This window comes from Kitasatospora sp. NPDC051164 (assembly GCF_044455625.1).
GTDB lineage: Bacteria > Actinomycetota > Actinomycetes > Streptomycetales > Streptomycetaceae > Kitasatospora.
In genome coordinates, this window is the sequence record NZ_JBITFB010000007.1 from 1 (window position 1) to 21,782 (window position 21,782).

Annotated in this window: 20 protein-coding genes, 1 tRNA gene and 1 pseudogene; 10 read left to right on the plus strand and 12 right to left on the minus strand. The window is 69.4% G+C overall.

Annotated features, from left to right (window positions below):
• Positions 1–239 precede the first annotated feature (239 nt).
• The 5 genes and pseudogenes from ACIBEC_RS12025 to ACIBEC_RS12045 all read right to left on the minus strand — a co-directional run.
• Entirely contained in the window at positions 240–1,979 is a 1,740-nt protein-coding gene (locus ACIBEC_RS12025; RefSeq protein WP_360495829.1) for an RICIN domain-containing protein, read from the minus strand.
• A gap of 791 nt (positions 1,980–2,770) precedes the next feature.
• Positions 2,771–4,966, minus strand: a complete 2,196-nt coding sequence (locus ACIBEC_RS12030; RefSeq protein ID WP_360495832.1) for a hypothetical protein — start codon at positions 4,964–4,966, stop codon at positions 2,771–2,773.
• A gap of 122 nt (positions 4,967–5,088) precedes the next feature.
• Positions 5,089–5,907 (minus strand): class I SAM-dependent methyltransferase, encoded by an 819-nt coding sequence (locus ACIBEC_RS12035; protein ID WP_360495835.1) that lies wholly within the window; start codon positions 5,905–5,907, stop codon positions 5,089–5,091.
• Positions 5,904–6,851, minus strand: a complete 948-nt coding sequence (locus ACIBEC_RS12040; RefSeq protein WP_360496090.1) for an XRE family transcriptional regulator — start codon at positions 6,849–6,851, stop codon at positions 5,904–5,906. Before ACIBEC_RS12040 ends, ACIBEC_RS12035 begins: the two co-directional genes overlap by 4 nt.
• A gap of 183 nt (positions 6,852–7,034) precedes the next feature.
• Positions 7,035–7,217, minus strand: a pseudogene (locus ACIBEC_RS12045) (helix-turn-helix transcriptional regulator); the annotation flags it as partial.
• Positions 7,218–7,420: 203 nt separating this feature from the next.
• Between ACIBEC_RS12045 and ACIBEC_RS12050 the strand changes: the two are divergent.
• The 7 genes from ACIBEC_RS12050 to ACIBEC_RS12080 all read left to right on the plus strand — a co-directional run bounded on the left by ACIBEC_RS12050 (position 7,421) and on the right by ACIBEC_RS12080 (position 12,170).
• A complete protein-coding gene (locus ACIBEC_RS12050) occupies positions 7,421–7,915 on the plus strand; it encodes an ATP-binding protein (protein WP_360495838.1) in 495 nt (164 codons plus the stop codon).
• Between the two features lie 181 nt (positions 7,916–8,096).
• Entirely contained in the window at positions 8,097–8,237 is a 141-nt protein-coding gene (locus ACIBEC_RS12055) for a hypothetical protein (protein WP_360495841.1), read from the plus strand.
• A gap of 13 nt (positions 8,238–8,250) precedes the next feature.
• A complete protein-coding gene (locus ACIBEC_RS12060; RefSeq protein ID WP_360495843.1) occupies positions 8,251–9,438 on the plus strand; it encodes a JmjC domain-containing protein in 1,188 nt (395 codons plus the stop codon).
• Positions 9,435–10,331 carry an aldo/keto reductase gene (locus tag ACIBEC_RS12065; RefSeq protein WP_360495846.1) on the plus strand — a complete coding sequence of 299 codons (897 nt, stop codon included), beginning with the start codon at positions 9,435–9,437 and terminating at the stop codon, positions 10,329–10,331. The genes ACIBEC_RS12060 and ACIBEC_RS12065 overlap by 4 nt, the downstream gene beginning before the upstream one ends.
• A gap of 28 nt (positions 10,332–10,359) precedes the next feature.
• Positions 10,360–11,148 (plus strand): hypothetical protein, encoded by a 789-nt coding sequence (locus ACIBEC_RS12070; protein WP_360495849.1) that lies wholly within the window; start codon positions 10,360–10,362, stop codon positions 11,146–11,148.
• Positions 11,149–11,353: 205 nt separating this feature from the next.
• Entirely contained in the window at positions 11,354–11,554 is a 201-nt protein-coding gene (locus ACIBEC_RS12075) for a hypothetical protein (RefSeq protein ID WP_360495852.1), read from the plus strand.
• Between the two features lie 85 nt (positions 11,555–11,639).
• On the plus strand, positions 11,640–12,170 hold the full coding sequence (locus tag ACIBEC_RS12080) for a tyrosine-type recombinase/integrase (RefSeq protein ID WP_396287904.1): 531 nt from the start codon (positions 11,640–11,642) through the stop codon (positions 12,168–12,170).
• Positions 12,171–12,387: 217 nt separating this feature from the next.
• Here ACIBEC_RS12080 and ACIBEC_RS12085 read toward each other — a convergent pair.
• A tRNA-Thr gene (locus ACIBEC_RS12085) sits at positions 12,388–12,461 on the minus strand.
• Between the two features lie 282 nt (positions 12,462–12,743).
• Here ACIBEC_RS12085 and ACIBEC_RS12090 point away from each other — a divergent pair.
• The 3 genes from ACIBEC_RS12090 (at position 12,744) to ACIBEC_RS12100 (ending at position 15,359) form a co-directional block, all read left to right on the plus strand.
• On the plus strand, positions 12,744–13,841 hold the full coding sequence (locus ACIBEC_RS12090; protein ID WP_360495855.1) for a sn-glycerol-3-phosphate ABC transporter ATP-binding protein UgpC: 1,098 nt from the start codon (positions 12,744–12,746) through the stop codon (positions 13,839–13,841).
• Between the two features lie 192 nt (positions 13,842–14,033).
• Positions 14,034–14,477 (plus strand): hypothetical protein, encoded by a 444-nt coding sequence (locus ACIBEC_RS12095; RefSeq protein WP_360495858.1) that lies wholly within the window; start codon positions 14,034–14,036, stop codon positions 14,475–14,477.
• Between the two features lie 45 nt (positions 14,478–14,522).
• Complete coding sequence (locus ACIBEC_RS12100; RefSeq protein WP_360495861.1) at positions 14,523–15,359, plus strand: nucleotidyltransferase family protein; 837 nt, start codon at positions 14,523–14,525, stop codon at positions 15,357–15,359.
• 168 nt (positions 15,360–15,527) lie between these two features.
• Here the strand turns inward: ACIBEC_RS12100 and ACIBEC_RS12105 are convergent, their stop codons facing one another.
• The 6 genes from ACIBEC_RS12105 to ispD all read right to left on the minus strand — a co-directional run bounded on the left by ACIBEC_RS12105 (position 15,528) and on the right by ispD (position 21,764).
• Positions 15,528–17,195, minus strand: a complete 1,668-nt coding sequence (locus ACIBEC_RS12105) for a DoxX family membrane protein (protein WP_360495864.1) — start codon at positions 17,193–17,195, stop codon at positions 15,528–15,530.
• 168 nt (positions 17,196–17,363) lie between these two features.
• Positions 17,364–18,356 (minus strand): 23S rRNA (guanosine(2251)-2'-O)-methyltransferase RlmB, encoded by a 993-nt coding sequence (rlmB, locus tag ACIBEC_RS12110; RefSeq protein ID WP_360495867.1) that lies wholly within the window; start codon positions 18,354–18,356, stop codon positions 17,364–17,366.
• Between the two features lie 137 nt (positions 18,357–18,493).
• Positions 18,494–19,888: a cysteine--tRNA ligase gene (gene cysS / locus ACIBEC_RS12115; RefSeq protein ID WP_360495870.1), complete on the minus strand. Its 1,395-nt coding sequence runs from the start codon at positions 19,886–19,888 to the stop codon at positions 18,494–18,496.
• 95 nt (positions 19,889–19,983) lie between these two features.
• Positions 19,984–20,379: a PPOX class F420-dependent oxidoreductase gene (locus ACIBEC_RS12120; protein WP_360495873.1), complete on the minus strand. Its 396-nt coding sequence runs from the start codon at positions 20,377–20,379 to the stop codon at positions 19,984–19,986.
• A gap of 169 nt (positions 20,380–20,548) precedes the next feature.
• Positions 20,549–21,049, minus strand: a complete 501-nt coding sequence (gene ispF / locus ACIBEC_RS12125; RefSeq protein ID WP_360495876.1) for a 2-C-methyl-D-erythritol 2,4-cyclodiphosphate synthase — start codon at positions 21,047–21,049, stop codon at positions 20,549–20,551.
• On the minus strand, positions 21,039–21,764 hold the full coding sequence (ispD, locus tag ACIBEC_RS12130; RefSeq protein WP_360495879.1) for a 2-C-methyl-D-erythritol 4-phosphate cytidylyltransferase: 726 nt from the start codon (positions 21,762–21,764) through the stop codon (positions 21,039–21,041). Before ispD ends, ispF begins: the two co-directional genes overlap by 11 nt.
• Positions 21,765–21,782 lie beyond the last annotated feature (18 nt).

Sequence of the window (21,782 nt, forward strand, 5' to 3'; positions counted from 1 at the left end):
CCCCGACCAGACCATGACCATCGACCCCTGCAACCTGCAGTTCCTCTACCAGGGCAAGTCCCCCACCGCGACCGGCCCCTACGACCAACTGCCGTACCGGCCGGGCCTCCTCACCCTGCAGCACTGACCGATACCCACCACATCAAGGAACCCCAGCCGTGCGTCGGCTGGGGTTCCTTGATGCGAGATGACCATCGGCGCCCACGGCGAAGGGGAGGGGGCCGACAGGCTGCGTGCGGCTACTTGAGCGCCGTACCACCCGAGTTGTGGTACGCGATCGTCTTGTTGATCAGGTTCCCGCCGTCGGACTCGACCCCTGTCTGTTCCTGCTGGCCCGCACCGAACAGGAGGCCGGCGATATGCGCGTTCGCCACCTGGTCCATGTGCGCGAAGAACCAGTCCACCTTGTCGTCCTTGTAGTGGTTGAGGGTGTTGTTCTGCGCCATGTTGCCCACGGGGATCTGCCACAGCACCACCGGCTTGCCCACCGACTCGGCCATCGTCTTGTAGAAGCCCAGCGCGGCAGCGGCCTTCTGGTCGGTCCAGAAGGTGTCACGGCCGCCGTGCGCCGGCTGTGCGTACCAGCCCGCGTCGCGGTCCACCACATCGGTGGCCAGGAAGTCGGCGTTCTTCGCCCCCAGGTCCGCGTAGTCCTTGACGCATCCCTGGACGTTGCTCTGCCAGTCCCAGCAGGTGAGGTGGAACCCCGCGCCCGTGTTCGGCGCGTACTTGTGCGCCATCGCTATCAGGCAACCGGCGAGTCCGGCGGCGCTGTTCTCCTGCGATCCGCAGTCCGTCGGATTCGCGGCCGTGACCTGCGCGGCGACCTGGTGCGGATTGCCGAGCGAGCGGACGTAGCCCCAGAAGTCGGGCTCGATGTCGATCATGTCGTGGTTGTTGCCGATCTTCTGGAGGAAGAACCGGTAGTCGTTCATGTAGCGGGTGAGCAGGTCGGCCTTGTTGATGGCGACGACCTCGCCCGGGCCGTCGCCCTGGCCCGCCGCATCCCCGAGGTCGCGCAACGAGTACCAGGTCCAGAAGTTCTTCTGCGGCCGCGGCTTGCCCTGGTACGTCGCCTGGGCCGCATGGGTGTCGCCCCAGGTCACGTAGTTGCCGGGCGCCGTGGTGTTGCCGCCCCAGCAGCCCCACCAGCTCGTCCACGCGGCCTGGCAGAGCGCTGCCGAATAGTAGGCCGACGAGGGCGCGGGCTGGCTGTGCACATAGGCGTATCGCACGTCGAACGGCGCGGCGGTCGCCGAGGCGTCGGACATCGAGCCGCCGATGAGCACCGTGCTGCTGCCCATGAAACGTGTCGCCGAGGCGCCGCCACCGCCGGCGGCCGGAGACGGCGCCGACGGCGGGCGGGTCCCGCTCGTAGCCTGGCCTGTCGCAGTGCCGCCGCCCGGCGTGGCAGCCGTGGTGGGCACGGTCGGGCTGGGGGTGCTGGGGGTGGGGGTGCTGTCGGAGCCCGCCGCGCTCCCGGTGCCGCCGGCGTTCCCGACCGGGACGAGCAGCCACTGCTGGTTGGCGCCGCCCCAGTCGTGGTACTGGGCGACGCGGCCCCCGTCGGTCTTGGAACCGCTCTGGACCTCGACGGCCATGCCACTGAAGCGGTTGATCAGACGCAGGTAGCCGTCCGGCGACTTCTCCAGGTGGAACTGCTGGTTGGCGCCGTTCAGGTCGCGCCACTGCACCAGGCCGGAGCCGGCGGTCTTCGACCAGCCGTAGTCGTCCAGCACCTTGCCGGAGTTGCGGTTCTGCAGCCGGTAGTTCCCGTCACCCGCGTCGATGAACCGCCACTGCTGGTTGGCCCCGTCGTGACGGCCCCACTGCACCACCGCAGCACCGTCGTTCGTGGCGTAACGGAGGCCGTCCAGCACCTCGCCGCTGTTGCGGTTGACCAGCATGTACCAGGGCTTCGTGTCCACGTCCACGGTTCCCGCCGAGGCCGTGTTGACCACGACCACGGAGCCGCCCACGACAGCAAGGCCGACGGCCGCCCAGAAACCCCGACGCTGGTACAACCGGCGGCGACGATGCGTCTGCCGCTGACCCGGTAGGGCCGAACGGAACGACGGGCGACCACGACGTCCGTGGCCACCGGGGGGAGACGCCTCCGACGGCGTGGAGGGGCGAGGGGACATGTCGGTGCTCTCTTTCAGCCGCTTCCTCCGGCCGGACCGCCCGGCCGGACGACACCTGGTTGTCACCGGCCCCGAAAAGGTTGCCGCCGCCCGCGAGAATCCCTTCCCTGCCGCACGCCAGGCGGCGATCACCTCGTCGGGAGGGGCAGCGGCCAGGGCGGAACGCAGCTGACTGCCGCTCAGTCGGTCGGCGACGGTGGGCACCGGGGGCCCCCCGGCCCGCCGCACGGCACCGACCTCACACAGGGACGAGGTCGCGCTCGACGCGCCACCATCCTCGCCCCGCCCACCCGCAGAAGCGGGGGTCGCCCAGATCCACGTAGACGCGAAGAAGGCCGCCGACCTGCCCTTTCGGGCAGATCGGCGGCCTTCCGCCTCGGAGCCCCCTGTCGGGTTCGAACCGACGACCCCCGCTTTACAAGACGAACCCGGATCATGACGGTACGTGACGCCTGATGCCGCGTGGCGCTGAACCTGCAGGTCAGCGCCACGGGGCAGGTTTCCCGATCCAGCCCTGAACAGCTCCTGCCAGCCCGTCCGCTCACGCATCGCTCACGCAACCGTCCCCTCGATCAAGGCATCAGGTGGCAGCAACACAGCTCGGCGACCCGACGTCTGCTGCAAGTTCAGGCCCGTATGCTGTCCAAAACCTCTTGCTCAACAAGGGCTACACCACCCTCAGAGATCCTGCCACGCTCTGCCTTAAGCTTATTCATTGTGTCCCTGATCTTTCGCCGAAGCACGCGCGGCGGAAGCGCAGCATTTTCCTGACGAATGCCATCCACAACGCTCATCATTTGCGGGGACACCCCTTCAAGGAACGAAATATCTAGCAGCACAGGGAGCTTTGCTCGCGAGCTGTTGGAAACCTCCGCTCGCAACGGGCCAATCTCAAGGTACCTCAAAAGGAAGTCAGGGCTCATTACGGGCGGCGGCGGCACCTCCCCCGAGATCCGATCCCGAAGCAGGGCGTGAACCTTGAAAGCCGTGGAATCAAGGGTGAGCCACCACGAATTAAATCCGAGGGGGCTCCTATTTTCCCCCCTCCGCCGAGATACGACGCCGAGATAGCACTCGACATCGTGATTCACAAGAGTTTGCACCGTCTCCTGTGAGAACTTCTTAGCCCTACGCGCTTTCGACTCGTACCAGATCTCCTGCACTGCGCCTCGAAGAGCAATGTCGGCACGCTCAGCCTCGGCCTTCAAGTCCTGGACTCGAATGCCGTGCTCGTCTTCAAGGTACTCCGCGACATCTTCCATCGGCTGATCAGCGCCGCGGAAGTTTTCTAGCCAGCTCCCTAGTGAGGCCAGGGGATTTCCTGCGGCCACATGCGCTGATGCAAGGAATGGAACATCGCCGTCCCAGACACCACCTTGCTGAGCTACTCGCGCATAAGCCAGTGAGCGGCGCATGTGCATAGAGAGCTCTTCTGTGACTCCCGATGTCACTCGAAGTGAAATTCCACATTCGCGGGCCACGTGCAAGAGGTTTGTGAAGCCGCGAGACTCCTCATCTGCCAGTTCTTCCGCTAGAACCGGAAGGAGAAGATTTGCATCTAGCCAAATAACCCCTCCACTGAATAGCTTAACCACCGTCTTCTGCACGTCAGGCGTGGCCTGAAGTAGAGCAAAGAGAGTATGCGACTCTATCTTCCCGCGCAGGTATTCCGCCACACCTCTTGACGGTGCAGTAAATATCAATCCAACGGCATAGGCGGCCGCCTCCCGGACTTTCCGAGAAGGGTTCCTCCCTAGGCCGCTGATCGCAGCATCGATGAGCGGCGAAATGCTCTCCGACTGATAGTCAGATACGCGGTCTACTGCGACGGCCTCTGCGAACGCCCTGCCTCGATCTAGCAGCATTTTATCAAGAGCATATTCCGCAAGCTCGGCCGCCAGTTTTTTATCGGACTCCGAGAATTTCTGACCAAGGAACTCTTCGGCCGCCGTGACGAATTGAATCAGCTCGGACCTGAACTCCTCCTGCAGCAACAGCAGATGCGCAGCGCGATCCTTGACCTTTTCGACTTCATCGTGAGACAGGCAGAATTCATCAGCCTGTCGCCAGTGGCGGATTGAGGACTTACCCAGGCGAGCCAGCGACGAGTTCACCAGAGGCGCATAGTCGCGCCCGCTTGGCAGCATCCGGGAAACCTTCGCTATAACTTCGGATCTCGGAAGCCTATTCTGCGAATCCGTACCGCGCAGCGCAGCTCGGACCAATGAATCAAAGCTTGCCTTGGTTAGACCCTTCTTCCTGTCTTCATTGCCATAGTTGACCTCAAGAAAAAAGGCAGCCTCCGCCTCTTCTTCGCTTGTAAGGCCGGGCAGAACGCCGGGCGTTCCGCTCTCAATCTTCGAAATGAGTGGGTCGACCTTTATCCTAGCCAAGGATTCAGCGGCCTGTTCGGACTGCGCATGGAGGTTCACTCTGTCCAGGAACCACGAGCGGTCCCGAATATCAACAGAGAGTCGATATTCCTTCCGTGCTCTCTTCTTGACCTCATCGCCCTTTGGGCCAACTACCTGGCTGGTGAAGTAGATGATCTCACGTGCGTCCGGAACGGTCTCTTGAAGCCGTTTCGCAGTTCGCAGGATCTTCCCGGAGAAGTCAACAGTGACTGAATATTGAAATACTACGCCTTGATCATCGTCCGGCGTATAGAGGATCGCATCTCTGCCACCATCCCCACCAACAGAAGCCAGCGTTCGAAGGTTACCGTACTCCAGGGCGGCAAAAGATGATGCCAACTGCTCAAATAGCACACCATCCTCGGGGCCGATCCGAGTGAGCGCCAGCTCGAATCTATCTCTATTCACAGTTCCTCACCTTTGTCGAAGAGCAATCTTCGTAGCAGCCAAAATAGCAGTTGGCTCAAACTAACGTGCCCCAAGTTGCAGCGCGGCTTTGAGAAAAGAAATATCGACCTGATGTCTCCACTCTACGACTGGCCAATGAGGATGCCCCCTCGACAGGTGATCTTGAAGGAGCCCTCGACCGCGATCTTGGCTACGGCGATCTCGGCTGCCCGGCCGACGGTCTCGTGGAACGGGACACCGCACTGGTCGGCCCACGCCTCGTAGGAGGCGAGGTGAGCAATGAGCGGCGCAGGGTCGGTGATCTCTATGGTGCCGGGCAGTTCCCGTACGCGGATGTCCTTGAACGCTGTCCCGAGGTAGCTGGGGGCCTTCTCCAGGGAGAAGCGGGAGCTGAGCGAGACACGTGCTGGCCCCTCGGGAATCCCAAGGATGTCTCCTGCGGCCCGGGCCCAGAGCTGGTCCAGCTCCCGCTTGTCGGTGTCGCTGTTGGTCGAGGCGATGAGCACGCCGCCAGGCAGGAGGACGCGAGCCAGCTCCTTGATCGTGGCCTCGATGTCGCTGACGTGGTACAGCATGTGCAGGGCCAACACGGCGTCGGCGCTGTTGTCGGCGAAGGGCAGGGCCTGGGCGTCGGCAACCAGGACCGGCTTTTCGACATCGGCGAGGATGCCCGCCGAGATGTCCATCCCGACGACCTTAAGGTCTGGGCGGTCCTGGTGCAGGCGGCTGACGAACTTGCCGTTGCCGCAGCCGACGTCGAGGACCGTGCCGCTGGTGTCTGCCAGCTCTTCAACGACGATCCCAGGCAGGTCGTACTGCGGCCGCTGCCACCGGTAGATGGACTGGCGGGCGGCCAGGTGGCGTCCGTCGGCGTAGGCGCTGTTCGCGAGGATCGTCCTGTCGGCGACTGCGGCGTCCTGCTGCGCGGTGTTGCTCGTCACTGGGCCAGCTCCGGAGGGTTCGTGAGTGCGGGTCGAGCGCAGGCTTCTCTGACATTCTCACGGAGACTCAGGACGAGTGGGGAGCCTGCGTAGGCGGGCTCGGCGAGACGAGTACTCAGAGCCCGAAGGCGGGTGGAGATGCTCGCTGTTCGCCGGTCCGGGGCGGCGGCCAGCACCACTGAGAGCTTCTCCTGAACGCCGTCGAGGTCGCCGTGTGCGAGATGGGCGTTGACGAGATCAAGGTGGGCGGCCAGCAGGTCGCCGGAGGACTGTTCATGCTGGGGTGCGGACTCGTACATGGCAATGGCCCTGGAGGACGCGTCGATGGCGCGGTTCACATGAGACTGGCTGCCCAGAGCCAGGAGGGCGGTGCCGGCGTAAGTCCATTGCTTGGCCTCGGGGAACGTGAACACTCCCGGGAGATCCACGGCGGCGGCTGTGTGCCGCGCCGCCTCGGCCGCCTCCACAGCTCGTAGCGCGCTCGCGCTGTCGCCCAGTGCGGCGGTGGCGCGTGCTTCAAGACTGAGCAGACGGGCTGCAATCGTCCCGCTGTCCGCGTACGGCAGTCCGGCTCTGGCCAGCTCGGCAGCCTGGCGGTGATCCTGCTGCCAGTAGGCGATCAAGGACTGGACGGATCGGATCCAAGCCCGAAGGCCGTTGTGGCCGGCCGACTCCGCGCAGCGCCAGGCCGTTCGCGAATGCGTAGCCGCAGCTGTGTATTGGCCGAGATCGAGGGCGAGATGAGTGGCCAGGCCGCATAGGCGTCCGGCCTGCAGGTAGAGGTGGCCTGCCTGGTAGGGGTGTTGGCGGCCTCGGAGTAAGTCGAACACCGCTTGCCGGAGGGCTCCGATGTCGTGGAAGACCTCGGACACGGGCTTGCTGACGTAGTCCCCTGCCAGCCTGGCGATGTCCGCATCGATCTGCTCAAGCAGCGTGTCGTCCACGTTGGAGGTGCTCGCGAAGCGGAGGAAGATCGCGGACTCTGCCGAGTCGGCAGCCACAGCCGCTACGAGACCATTGCCTTGGTCCGCGCGCAGGGCAGGCGCAGGAGGCAAGGCATCGGCATCGCTGCCGAGAGGTGGAGCTGCTTCGGCGGTTGCGGAGGGTTCCGCCAACAGGTCAGCTAACTGGTCGACGGAGAGCCGCAGGGCCCGGGCGAGCTTCGGCCGCATCCAGGGCTGTGGGGTACCTCTGCCGCTCTCCCAGCGCCCAACGGTCGAACGGTCCACCTGGAGGGCTTCCGCCAACGATTCCTGGGTGTGACCGACTGCCTCCCTTCGCTGGATCAGCCGGGACCTCCTGGGCGCCATCCCGTGTCCTCCTGCGATGCGTCAGGTCGTCTGCAGCCACAGCAAGCCAGGTCAGGCCCGGGTCTGCAGCACGGATGCCTCATTGCCGCATCAATTCTGCTCTGGTTCAACGGCTTTGGAGGCGGTTCTGTAGACACCTGTCGGGTGAATCCCGGCGCGAATCGGCCCGCTGCCGACCTCGTCCCCGTGAAAGGTCCGCGCTCATGTCCGTCGCCACCCGCCAAGCCACTGCCCCCGCCCCGTTCGGCTTCCGCGTACTGCCCAGTGCCGAGGCCGTGCCGGACGCCCGGCGGCAGGTGATACGGGCCGTGCGCGGTTGGGGCTTGCCCCTGGCGGAGGACGCGCTCCGCGATGTCGAGTTGCTGTCCAGCGAGCTGATCACCAACGCCGTCTCCCACACCCGCGCCCCGTGCGTCGTGTGCGTGTCCTGGGACGGTGAGCGGCTGCGCGTCGAGGTGACGGATGTCAGCCACGAACTGCCGGCTGCCGGCGGGATCGATCTCGATGCCACCGACGGGCGAGGGCTGTTCCTGGTGGCAGCGCTCGCGACGGACTGGGGCGCCGAGCCGGACCCCACCGGCAAGCGGATCTGGTTCGAGGTCGGCACCACCGCTGCCGTTTCGGGCGACGAGCGACTCACCGCGCTGGTGAGGGCCGCTGCCCCGAAGGCGCGGGGCGTCGTGCCGACCAGCGTCTGACAAGACTTCCTCCCGCCCCGACGCGGGCTTGGGGGGATACAGGTGCCCGCGCCGGTCAACAGCCACGCGGCATAAGCACCTGCGGTTCCTCGCCGACGGCTTGCCTCGGCGACGGATCCATCGCTGCACCCACGACGGGGCTGGACATTCGGCCCGCCCCATGATTCCGAAGGAGTGCTTCATGCCCGAGAACCTGACGAACAACACCGAGCTGGAGGGCGACGGTCTGCTGGTCGCCCGCGCAAAGGTCACCGCGGCCCGATCGCGCGGCGAGCAGCCGTCGGACGGCGGCTCCACCGGCCGCACCGACACCAACGACTGACGGCTGCATCACGATGACCGCCGAGCACTTCTCGGTGGTTGAGCGTCTGGGCGGGGATGACTTCCTCGCCCGGACGCTCGGCCGCAGCTTCAAGGTTGCGCGCGGTGAAGCCGCGTCACTCGCCGGACTCATGAGCTGGGATGACCTCAACGCCATCCTGACCCACCACCGGTTCGAACCCCCTCGCTTTCGACTCGCCACCAACGGGGAGCAGCTGCCCGCGCACACGTACTCCCGGCCGATCGTCACCCGGCGGAGCACCGTCTGGCACCAGCTCCAGCCCTCCGAGTTGCACCAGCGTCTGGCTGAGGGCGCCACGCTGGTGCTGGACGCCGTTGACGAGCTGCACCCCGGAATCGGTGCTCTGGCCGGCCAACTTGAGCGCTGGCTGCGAACCGGCGTGCAGGTCAACCTGTACTCCTCCTGGACCGGCACCGAGGGTTTCGGTGTCCACTGGGACGATCACGACGTGGTTGTCGTCCAGCTCGACGGCGCGAAGCGCTGGCGTATCTACGGCCCCACCCGCGCGTTGCCGATGCACCGCGACGTCGAGACGCCCGAGCCACCGCCCGAGGAGCCGGTCGCCGATCTGGTGCTCACCGCCGGCGACGTGCTCTACCTGCCTCGGGGCTGGTGGCATGCCGTCGCCGCCTCCGAGGGCGAGCACTCGCTGCATGTCACGTGCGGGCTGCAGAGCACGACGGGTGCCGACTTGATCACCTGGTTGTCGGAGATGCTGCGTGCCCACGAGGCCGTCCGAGCGGACATCCCGCGCTTCGGGACCGCCGAGGAGCAGCGAGCCTTCCTCAACACGATCGGCAAGCTCATCGCGACCGAGCTGGAGAGCGACGACCTGATCGCCCGCTTCTCCTCCGCCCGCGACGCCACCGAGCGAGCCAGGCTCGCACCGTCGCTGCCCCACATCACGGCGGCTCCGCCGGACGCCGACCTCCAGGTGCGCCTGGTCACCACGCGGCCCGCGCTCACCGCCGTGTCCGCCGCCACCGTCCGGCTGACCGCCGGCGGCGAGGAGTGGACGTTCGCCGCCAAGGCCGAGCCGATGCTCTCGCTCCTCGCCGACGGGGAACCTAACCGGCTGGCCGATCTCGCGCAGGCCTCCGGCATCACCCTCTCGCAGGCCGCAGGTGTCGTGACCGAGCTGGTCGACGGCCAAGCCGCCGCGATCGGAGGCCCACGATGACCGCCCGCCTGGGCCTCGGCACCTACCGCTGCCTCGATGTCGCCGGGGCAGCACTGATGGCCGCCTCCCGTGGTGCCGACTGGGTGGACACCGCGCCCAACTACGAGAAGGGCCTCGCGGAGACCTCGCTCGCTGTGGTTCTGGCTGCCTACCCGGATCTGCGTGTCTCCACGAAGGTGGGCTTCGTCCCGGCCAACGTCAGGCGCATCGGCGTCCGGGCCGGTGCCCTGACCACAGCCGAGGCCGAACATGGGCACTGTCTCGCCCCGGGCTACATCGCCTGGCAGCTCGCACGTAGCAGGCGTGTGCTCGGCCGGGTGCCCGATCTCGTGTTCGTGCACAACCCCGAACACGGCTGTCCGGAGGGCGAGATCGCCGACCGGCTCTACGCCGCCTTCTTGGCTCTGGAGGAGGCGTGCAGCCAACAGGTCATCGGCACCTACGGGGTGGCAACCTGGCGCGGCTTCAGCAGCGGCCTCTTCGGCGTACCCGAGCTGGTCGAACTCGCGGCCAAGGCCGGCGGCCCAAACCACCACCTGCGCGCCATCCAGCTCCCGGTCTCCCTCATCCACCTTGCGCCCGTCGCCCAGGCTCTCGACGGACACGGCCCGTTGACCGATGTCCTGGCTGCGGGGCTGGAGGTGTTCGCCTCCGCCCCGCTCCACGGCGGCGAGATCCCCGGCATGGTGACCCCGGAACTGTCCGAGTTGATCAACTCTGGCAAGACCCCTGCCGAGGCCGCCATCGCCGTCGTTGCTTCAGCCCCCGGGGTGAAGCGCGTGCTCCTGTCGGCGGGGAACCCGGAACACTGGGGGCAGGCCGCCGAAGCCGTCGGCCGACCGCCGTTGTCTCCGGAAGTACTTCGAAGGGTCGTTGATGTACTCGGAACCTGAGCCGGACACCGCCAGGCGGATGCGCGGGATGCACGCGGCAGCAGCAACGGCGCTCCACGCGACGCCGATCGGCTTCCGCGAAGCCTGGGGCTGGCGCGGACGTACCCTCAGCCGGCCGGTCGCCACGGCGTCGGGCGATGGCTGGCTCCGCTTGGTGTCCGCCCCGGCTGACAAGGCCGGCGGAAAGCTCTGGGAGGGACCGCAGGAGGCAGAACAGCTCATGCCTCCTGCGGTACCCAGGCCGCGCTTGCGGGGGCGCCGCACCTGGACCGTGGAAGAGCACGGCTACCTGGCGGAGCTGTACGACAAAATCACCGACCCCACCATCACCGTCCACGAGCCGATCCTGCGGGAAGCGCCCGACCTGGACGATGCCTGGTGGGACGGGCTCAGTACCGCCCTCGACGCCATCGCCACCGTCCCCAGCAACCGGGTGGCGGTCCGGCAGGAGTACCTTGACCGCGCCATGCCCCAGTACCTGGGCATCCCGATCGACACCAAGGTGCCTGCCTGGACGACGGCTCACGGTGACCTGCACTGGGCCAACCTCACCAGCCCGACCCTCACGGTCCTCGACTGGGAAGGCTGGGGCGTTGCGCCTGCCGGATACGACACGGCGCTCCTCCATGCCTACAGCCTTCTCCTTCCCGACACCGCCGCAGAACTCCGGCGGCGGCTCGGGCATATCCTCGACACACCAACCGGGAGGTTCGCGGAACTCGTGGTCATCACTGAACTCCTTCAGACCACCACCCGAGGCGACAACCTCGACCTCGAGGCGCCCTTGCGAGGTCGGCTCTCCGCGATCACCAGCTGACCAGCCCTCGGCCCTCTGGTCGAGGGAAGTGCGTTGAGTAGCCGTTGGGATATCCAACGCGACAACTTGCTCCGCCAGGGGCACCAGCAACGGCCACGTTCTCGGCGCTCAAGTTCGGCCGACCGCCCGCTCCGATGCGTCCAACAGGTCGGACAACCTGAAAACTCCTGACAGTTTGTCTGTCCGGCCCGGAGAATCCGATCACATGGGAGCCGACATACATGGCTTCGTGGAGTGCCGGGCCACCTACGGAACGCTCGACGAGGACGACGCGCACTGGGATGCGGCGATAGACCTGGATCTGCTGTACGGCGGCCGGAGCTACGACGCCTGCGGCTGCCTGTTCGGTGGGCGGAACCATGCCGGCTTCCGCCCACTGGCCGGAGAGCGCGGCGAGGCCCGCTGATGTGTCGTCCCACACCCGGCAGGCGTACCGAGGTTGCATGGGGCGATGGGGCGCCGATGGTCACAGCCCATCCTGGATCAGCTGGGTGGAACTGGCCTCGGTGGACTGGGACGAACCCGCCGAGGCCGTTGACGGGTCCCGGCGTGACCCGCTGTACGCCGCTTTCGCCCTCGCCGTGGCGCTCGGCCTGCTGCGAGGGGTCCTCGGCCTGCACTGGTCCGACATCGACCTGGAGAACCGCACCCTGACCGTGCAGCGCCAGCTCCGGCACCGGGACGGCGAGTTGTACGAGGACACCCCGAAGTCGCGCCGCCAGCGGGTCATCCCGCTGCCGATGATGTGCGTCGCACCGCTTCGCTGGCAGCGCCTGCGGCAGTCCGAGCAGCGCCGCCAGCGGCTGGAGACGGGCAAGGACTGGCCGGACTCCGGCTCCGTCTTCACCACGGCGACCGGCCAGCCGATCGAGCCGCGCAACCTCACCCGCTCGTTCACGCGGGTGGCCAAGGCCGAGGCCCTGCCGCCGATCCGGCTGCACGACACCCGACACGACTGCGCGACACCCGACACGGCTGCGCGACGCTCCTGTCCGCCGCCGGTGTGGCGCCCCGGGAGCTGATGGCCATCCTCGGACACAGCCAGATCGCCGTCACGATGGAGATCTACCCGCACGTGGTGCAGGAGAGGCAGCGGGGAGGCGATGAGGCACATGGACCGCCTGCTGAAGCGCCGCCGCAAGACCGACTGATGTCATCCGGAGATGTCAGAGCGCCCCGGGCTGATCCCAGCCCGGGGCGTTCCGCGTTCTTCGGCCCTCTGACCTGGGCCGGAAGCTGAGCCCCCTGTCGGGTTCGAACCGACGACCCCCGCTTTACAAGAGCGGTGCTCTGGCCAACTGAGCTAAGGAGGCACGGTGACCGTCCGCGAGGGATCACGGCGGCACCGGGGGCAGTCTACCGGGCCGCGGTGGCGGCGTGGTGGGATATCCGGGGGTTGGTGGGGTGGGGCGGGCGTGATGGAACCGATGCCGAAATCGGGTCGGTGGGGGCTGACAAGCCGCGGAAGCGCAGGTAGCGTCGCCGGGAGTCGGTTCGTGTAGTGGTTCAGACCACTGACGGGGCGACGGAGCAAGCACACACCCCTTTACTCGGATCGTCCGGCACGTTCCTGCCGGTGAAGGAGAGCAACAACCATGGCTTCTGTCACGTACGACCAGGCGACCCGCATCTACCCCGGGACGGACAAGCCGTCCGTGGACGCGCTGGACCTGGAGATCGCGGACGGCGAGTTCCTCGTGCTGGTCGGCCCCTCGGGCTGCGGCAAGTCGACCAGCCTGCGCATGCTGGCCGGTCTGGAGGACGTCAACACGGGCTCGATCCGCATCGGCGACCGGGACGTCACCCACCTGCCGCCGAAGGACCGGGACATCGCGATGGTGTTCCAGAACTACGCGCTCTACCCGCACATGACCGTCGCCGAGAACATGGGCTTCGCGCTCAAGATCGCCGGCGTGAACAAGTCGGAGATCCGCACCAAGGTCGAGGAGGCCGCGAAGATCCTCGACCTCACCGAGTACCTGGACCGCAAGCCGAAGGCGCTCTCCGGCGGTCAGCGCCAGCGTGTCGCGATGGGCCGGGCGATCGTCCGCCAGCCGCAGGTCTTCCTGATGGACGAGCCGCTGTCGAACCTGGACGCCAAGCTCCGCGTCTCGACCCGTACCCAGATCGCCGGCCTGCAGCGCCGTCTGGGCATCACCACGGTGTACGTCACCCACGACCAGACCGAGGCGCTCACCATGGGCGACCGGGTCGCGGTGCTCAAGGACGGTCTGCTGCAGCAGGTCGACACCCCGCGCAACATGTACGACAAGCCCGCCAACCTGTTCGTGGCCGGCTTCATCGGCTCGCCGGCCATGAACCTGGTCGAGGTGCCGCTGGTCGACGGCGGCGTGAAGTTCGGCGGCTCGGTCGTCAACATCTCGCGCGAGAACCTGGCCGGCGCCGGCTCCGACAAGACGGTGACCGTCGGCGTCCGCCCCGAGCACTTCGAGATCGTCCCGGCGGGTGGCATCGAGGGCGTCGCAGTGACCGTGAACGTGGTCGAGGAGCTCGGCTCGGACGGCTTCGTCTACGGCACCACCAAGATCGGCGGCGAGGACAGGGACCTGGTCGTCCGCGTGCCCGGCCGCCAGATCCCGGCCCGCGGCGAGACCATCCACGTGGTGCCGATCGCCAACGAGACCCACGTCTTCGCGACCGGCACCGGCAAGCGCCTGAGCGTCTGCGACTGACGCAGCCGACCCGGCCGGCAACTGCCGACTCGGCTGATGAGCACGACGGAGCCCGTCGGACCCTCCCCGGTCCGGCGGGCTCCGTCCGTACACCCCCGCGTCAACACGGCGTGGGGACGAACCCGGACACCGTGTCACTCGATGGTGTAACGGAGGGCAATCCGGCCCGTACCCACCGCTACTCTCCTGAGGGTGAAGCAGCTTGTGCGCCGTATCGGCCAGACCGTCGCCCTGACCCTGCCGGTCGTCCTGGTGACCACCGGCACCCTCGCCGTGACCCGGGTCCCGTGGGCCCCGCCGACCGGGCTAGACCAGCAGGTGGTGGCGGCGTCCAGCGGCGACGGCGCCGGGATCGGACGCTCCACCACCGCGGCCAAGACCGCCGACGGGCTCGCCCCGCAGGAGTCCCTGCGGGTGGCCCTACTGGACGAGCTGCGGGCGAAGAACCCGTCCGCCGCGCTGGACCTGCTGGAGCGCTCGATGCGCGAGCAGCCCTCGCTGACGCCGTACTGCACCTCGCTGGCCACCGAACTGGGCAAGGCGGCGGTGCGCAAGTACCAGGGCGACGTCCAGCGGGCCCGTTCCTTCGCCCGCCCGGTCTGCGACGGGGCGTTCGCGGCGGGCGTGGTGGGCTGACGCTCCTCCGGTCCGTGGCCGGGGCGGCGGCCCTATTGTTCAGACATGACCGCTGACTCCGGCCCCACCGCCGACCTCACGTCCCCGAGCTCCCCCCAGTCCGCGAACTCCCTCCAGTCCGCGAACTCCCCGCAGCCGCACCCGCCCCGGCCGACCTCGACGCCGGTCACCCAGGCCGTCATCCTGGCCGGCGGCCAGGGCTCCCGGCTGCGCCCCTACACGGACGACCGCCCGAAGCCGCTGGTCGAGATCCCGGGGACGGGTACGCCGATCCTCGGGCACCAGCTGGCCTGGCTCGCCGCCGAGGGCGTCACCGATGTCGTGGTCTCCTGCGGGCACCTCGCCGACGTGCTGGAGGAGTGGCTGGACAAGGCGGACCTGCCGCTGCGGGTGCGTACGGTGGTCGAGGCGGAGCCGCTCGGGCGCGGCGGCGGGCTCAAGTACGCGGCCAAGGCGCTGCCCCGCTCGGACGAGCCTTGGTATGCCACGAACGGCGACATCTGGACCCGCTTCAGCCTGCGCGACATGGCGGCCTTCCACCACGAGCGGGACGCCGTCGCGACGCTCGCGCTGGCCCGGCCGCGGATCCCGTGGGGCGCCGTGGAGACCGACCAGTTCGGCAACGTGCTGGACTTCATCGAGGCGCCGCCCTCGCCCTTCCTGATCAACGCCGGCCTGTACGTGTTCAGCCCGGAGTTCGCCGAGCTGCTGCCGGACGTGGGCGACCACGAGCGCACGACCTTCCCCCAACTCGCCCGCAGCAAGCGGCTGGCGGGCTACCAGCTGCCGCAGGGCGTGTACTGGCGCGCGATCGACACCGCCAAGGACCTCACCGAGGCGGCCAAGGAGCTCGCGGCCGGCGCCGGCCGCGCACCCCAGTAGCAACGGCCGGCAGCCCCCGGCAGCAACCAGGACGCGACAACGGCCGGCAGCAACCAGGGCGCGACAACGGCCGGCAGCAACCAGGGCGCGACAATGGCGGCGCCACGAAACGCCGGTCGGGCGGGTGCTCCGTGGGGGAGCACCCGGCCGACCGGCGTGACCGGGGCCTCAGGTCGCGGTCGGGGCCCCCGGGCGGGAGGCGCGGCCGTCGCCGGACAGGTCGGCCAGCGGCGCGCTGCCCAGCACCCCGCCGAGCAGCCCGGCGCCGGAGCTCGGACTGGACTTGGGCGCCGAGCCCGAGCCACCGGGGCCCGGGGTGCTGCGCTGGACGGGCGCGGAGCCGCCGGACCCGGCGGACGGGGCGGCGGGTGCCGGGGAGGCGCCCGTCCCGGTCTCCGCCTTGCCGGAGTGTGTCTTGCCGCTCGGCGTCGGGGTGGCCGGCTTGGAGGCCGGCGCGGTGGCGCTCGGCGTCGGGGTGGCCGGGCGCGGGGCGGCGGGCGAGGGCGAGGTGGACGGGGCCTTGCCGGCCGGGGCGCCGGAGGGGCCGCCGGCCGGCCACACCGGGGTGCCGTAGTCGGTGGCCGGGCGGGTCGGTGCCTGGTGCGCGCGGGCGCCGGTGCGGACGGCGGCGCCGAGCATCGAGCCGAGCAGCAGGGTCAGGCCGACGACGACCGTGGTGACCACCGTGCCCCGGCGCAGCACCCGACGGCGCAGTGCCCCGGGCGCCTCCGCGCCGAACCGCCGCCAGGCCTCCAGGTTGAGCCGGCCGTCGAGCGAGGCGAACGGCGCCCCGGCGATCAGCAGCGGGCTCCACGCCGCGAGGAAGATCAGATCGGGTGTGTCGTAGACCGGGCCGGACCGCCAGCTGACGGTGAACAGCAGCACGGCGGAGAGCGTCATCGCCGCCCCGGCCGCGAGCCGCTGCCAGAGGCCGAGGACGGTCAGCACGCCGACCACGATCTCGGTGAACGACACCACCAGGCCGGCGCCCACGGGGTGCGCCATGGCGAAGGCCAGCAGCGGCTCGGCGACCTTCCAGGGGTGCAGCGAGGAGAGCCAGCGCATCATCGAGCCACGCTCGCCGCCGTCGAAGTACACCGGGTCGCACAGCTTGCTGAACCCGGCGTAGACCGAGAGCGAGCCGAGGACGGCGCGCAGCGGCAGCAGCACCAGGCCGAGGTCGACCCGTCGGCCGGGGTACCAGGGCTGCTTGCCTTCGGCGTCGGCGGCGGAGACCTCGGGCAGTTCGCCGCTCGGGGTCCAGCCGTGCGGCTCGCCGACCGGGCCGACGCCCGCGTCGGTGGCGGTGCCGTTGCCCTCGCGGGGCTGGCGCGGGACGGTCCGGGCCCCGGCGAGGGCCGGGATCACCTGGGTGTCCGCCTCGGCCAGGCCGACGCCGACGCGCCCCGGAGCGCCGCCCTGGCGCACCGCTTCCAGCAGCTGGGTGGCCGCGAGGTCGCCGGGGGGCGCCTGGCCGGTCCAGGTGACGGCGGTGACCCGGCCCTTGCGGCGCGGTGCGCCGCCGGCCACTGCCCCGGCCCCGGCCAGCGCCGGGACGGCGGAGGCGGGCACGACGACCTGCGGGGTGACCAGCGGACGGCGGATCAGGCCCTGGTTGGCGTACGGGTCGCCGAACGCGGCGCCGGTGGACAGCAGTCCGGCCGGAGCCTCGATGAGCGGCGCCACCGGAGCGCAGAGCCGGAGCCGGAAGCTCGCCTGGGTGATGCTGAGCCGCGCCGGGTCCGACTCCACCTTGACCGTGTTGAGGCCCGGGCCCGCGTCTATCCCGGTGCTGCCGCCGCCGAACAGGGGGCGCCGAGGTGTTCTGGTGTCCACGCCCGTCTAACCGGGTGACGGCCGCTTAGGACACTCTCCCGGGTGGATGTCCGGCGCACACTTGAAGTGATCATGAAAAAAGCGATCGGACCCGGTCGGGCCCGATCGCCTTTCACTCGGGTTGCGGGCAATTCGGAAGATCGCCTGCGCCCCGCCCGTCAAACGTGCTCAGCGCTTGGCGCGCATCCGGGCGGCCTCGTACAGCACGATGCCCGCCGCGACACCGGCGTTCAGCGACTCGGTCAGGCCGGACATCGGGATCCGCACCCGCATGTCGCAGGTCTCCGAGACCAGCCGGGACAGGCCCTTGCCCTCGCTGCCCGCGACGATCACCACGGGACCCTTCAGCAGCTCCAGGTCGCCCAGCTCGGCCTCGCCGTCGGCGGCCAGGCCGACCACCATCAGGCCGGCCTTCTGGTACGCCTCCAGGGTGCGGGTCAGGTTGGTGGCCCGGGCGACGGGCAGCCGGGCCGCGGCGCCGGAGGAGGTCTTCCAGGCACCGGCGGTCATGCCGGCCGCGCGGCGCTCGGGGATGACCACGCCGTGCGCGCCGAAGGCGGCGGCGGAGCGGACCACGGCGCCCAGGTTGCGCGAGTCGGTGACCCCGTCCAGCGCGATGATCAGCGCGTCCTGGCCGGCGTCGGCGGCCTCCGCCAGCAGGTCCTCGGGGTGCGCGTACTCGTACGGCGGGACCTGGAGCACCAGGCCCTGGTGGTTCATCCCGCCGGTCATCTGGTCGAGCTGGGGGCGCGGGGCCTCCATCAGCGGGATGCCGCGGTCGTTGGCGGCCTGGAAGGCGTCGCGGACCCGGTCGTCGGTGTCGATGAACTGCTGGACGTACAGCGCGTTGGCCGGCACGTCACCCTTCAGTGCCTCGACCACCGAGTTGCGGCCGAAGACCAGTTCGGCGCTGCCCGCGCCGCCGCGGCCACCGCGACCGCCGGCACCGGCCCGGCGCATGCCGGCGCGGGCCTTGGCGTCCCGCTCGCGCTTGATCGCGGCGTTGGCGGCGCGCTGCTTCGGGTGGCCCTTGCGCTCCTCCCCGGGCGGGGTCGGGCCCTTGCCCTGGAGCGCCTTCCGGCTGTGCCCGCCGGTACCGACAGCCGCACCCTTCTTCGATCCGGGGTTGCGACGGTTCCTGCGCTGGCTGTTGCCGGCCATGGCTGTACTTCCTGTCTGTCCGGCATGCCCCGGCCGCCCCGTTCTGTCCGGCGGCGGCCGACGGCATGCGCTACGTCATGCGGGAGGGCCGCACCGGTCCGGTACGGCCCACCCATCACCCCGATCGTCGGATGGGGTTACTGGTTGTTGATCGTCCAGCGCGGGCCGGACGGGGTGTCCTCGATCGCCAGCCCGGCCAGGCCGAGCTGGTCGCGGATGGCATCCGCGGTGGCGAAGTCCTTGCGCTCGCGCGCCGCCTGCCGCTGGTCCAGGACCAGGCGGACCAGCGAGTCGACCACACCGTGGAGGTCCTCGCCGCGCTCCGTCCCGGCCCAGTGCGGGTCGAGCGGGTCGAGGCCCAGTACTCCGAGCATCGCACGGACCTCGGCCAGTCGCGCCACCACGCTCTCCTTGTCGTCCGCGTTCAGGGCGCTGTTGCCCTGGCGGACGGCGGTGTGCACGACGGCCAGCGCCTGCGGAACGCCGAAGTCGTCGTCCATCGCCTCGGCGAAGGCCGGCGGCACCTCGGGCGCCGCGTCGACCGTGCCGCAGCGCTCGACGGCGCGCTGGATGAAGCCCTCGATCCGGGCGAACCCGGCCTCGGCCTCGCGCAGCGACTCCTCGCTGTACTCGATCATCGAGCGGTAGTGCGGGGCCGCCAGGTAGTACCGGAGCACGATCGGCCGCCACGCGCGGACCATCTCGGAGACCAGCACCGAGTTGCCGAGCGACTTGCTCATCTTCTCGCCGGCCATGGTGACCCAGGCATTGTGCACCCAGAAGTTGGCGAAGCCGTCGCCGTAGGCCTTGGACTGGGCGATCTCGTTCTCGTGGTGCGGGAAGATCAGGTCCAGCCCGCCGCCGTGGATGTCGAAGGCCGGGCCCAGGTACTTGTGGACCATCGCCGAGCACTCCAGGTGCCAGCCCGGACGGCCGCGGCCCCACGGGGTCTCCCAGCTGGGCTCGCCCGGCTTGGTGGCCTTCCACATCGCGAAGTCGCGCTGGTCCCGCTTGCCGGTCTCGCCGTCGCCGCTCGGCTGGCGCAGGTCCTCGAGCTTCTGGTTGGAGAGCGCGAGGTAGTCCGGGTAGGACTTCACGTCGAAGTAGACGTTGCCGTCGGCCGCGTAGGCGTGGCCCTTCTCGATGAGCCCCTGCATCATCTCGACCATCTCGGGGATGTGCCCGGTGGCCCGCGGTTCGACGGTCGGCGGCAGGCAGCCGAGGGCGTTGTAGCCGTCGTTGAAGGCGCGCTCGTTCTCGTAGGCGATCTGCCACCACGGCGTGCCGAGCTCGCGCTCCTTGGCGATGATCTTGTCGTCGATGTCGGTGACGTTCCGGGCGAAGGTCACCTGGTAGCCGCGGTGGGCGAACCACCGCTGCATGATGTCGAAGTTGAGGCCGGACCGGATGTGCCCGATGTGAGGCGCCGACTGGACGGTAGCGCCGCACAGGTAGATCGAGACACAACCCGGTACAAGCGGGACGAAGTCGCGTACCTGGCGGGTGCTGGTGTCGTACAGACGAATGCTCACAGCGTCAAGCGTAGTGGGCGGTGGGGGGTGCCCCGCTACATTCCCCGGGACAACGGTGCTGTGATCCCGGGGAACGGCAGGTCGCGGGCGGAAGGTCAGATGCTGCCGACCACCTTGCGCGGCGTGAGCCGCACCACCACCCGGACGTCGTCCGGGCCGTCCCAGGTGTACTTGTCCACCCCGCGGTACTTGGCGGCCAACTCGTCGATCAGCTCGCGGCCGCCCTCGGTGGTCATGGTGATCTCCCCGCGCGCCTCCAGGTACTCGTACGGGCTGTCCGCGGGGTTGAGCAGGATCGAGACGCGCGGGTCCCGCACCAGGTTGAGGTGCTTGCGGCGGCCCTCGACGGTGGAGAAGAGGATGTCGTCTCCGTCCCGCTTGACCCAGACCACCGAGGACTGGGGGCTGCCGTCGGGCTGGATCGTGGAGACCACGGCGAAGCTCTTGCCGTCGATCAACGCCTTGGCACGGTCGGAGAGTTGGGAAGTCATCTGGCGAACCTCATCTCGTCGGCGGCGGGAACGGCCCGGGGGGAACCCCGCGCGGGCCCGAAGTCGAACAGTATCGACTCGGGCCCCGCGGCACCCGGTGAACACCCGTCAGGAACGGATTCTTCCTCGCCCGCTCACCTCGCCCGCTCACCTCACCGGACCGCCGGCCTCAACGCCGCTCGTACACCAGGGCGGTGGCGATCGCGGCCAGCCCCTCGGCCCGGCCGGTCAGGCCCAGCCCGTCGGTGGTGGTGCCGGAGACGGAGACCGGGGCGCCGGCCGCCTCCGACAGCGCGGCCTGCGCCTCGGCCCGCCGCTTGCCGATCTTCGGTCGGACGCCGATCACCTGGACCGCGATGTTGCCGATCTCGAAGCCCGCCTCGCGGACCAGCCGGGCGGCCTCGCCGAGCAGCTTCACCCCGGCGGCGCCCGCCCACTCCGGGCGGTCGGTGCCGAAGTGCGCGCCCAGGTCGCCGATCCCGGCCGCCGAGAACAGCGCGTCGCAGGCGGCGTGCGCGGCGACGTCGGCGTCCGAGTGCCCGGAGAGCCCGACCTCGGCGTCCGGCCACTCCAGTCCGGCCACCCAGAGCGGGCGGCCGGCCTCGAAGGCGTGCACGTCGGTGCCGATCCCGATACGGGGGATCACGGGAGTCTGCGGGTCAGTAGGCATCGGCGGCCCTCCGGCGGGCGAGTACGGCCTCGGCGAGCACGAGGTCCAGCGGACGGGTGACCTTGAACGCCTCCTCGTGGCCGGGCACCACGACGACCTGGCCGCCGTAGCGCTCGACCAGACCGGCGTCGTCGGTGACCGGCGGCGCGTCGGCGGTGCCCGCGCTCTCCTCGGCCAGCGCCTTGGCGTGCACCTCGACCAGGGTGGCGCGATCGAAGCCCTGCGGGGTCTGCACCGCGCGCAGGGTGGACCGCTCGGGCGTGTCGAGCACCGGCTCGGGTCGGCCCGGGTTCGGCTCGACCCGCTTCACGGTGTCGGCCAGCGGCACCGCGGGCACCACGGCCCGCGCCCCGGCCCGGACCGCGGCCGCGACGGCGTCCACCACCTCGACCGGCACGAGCGGACGGGCCGCGTCGTGCACCAGGACGATCTCCACGTCCTCCGGGATCGCGGCCAGGCCCAGCCGGACCGACTCCTGGCGGGTCGCGCCGCCGGCCACCACGCGGATGTCCTTGCCGTCCAGCCCGTGGCTGTCCAGCAGGGCGACCACCTCGGCCACCCCGTCGGCGGGTGCGGCGACCACGACCAGGCCGACGGCCCGGCTGCGGGCCAGCGCCCGGACGGCGTGCACCAGGAGCGGCACACCGCCCAGCTCCCGCAGGGCCTTCGGGGCCCCCGGCCCCAGCCGCTCACCGCGTCCGGCGGCGGGCACCACTGCTGCTGCGACTGCTGC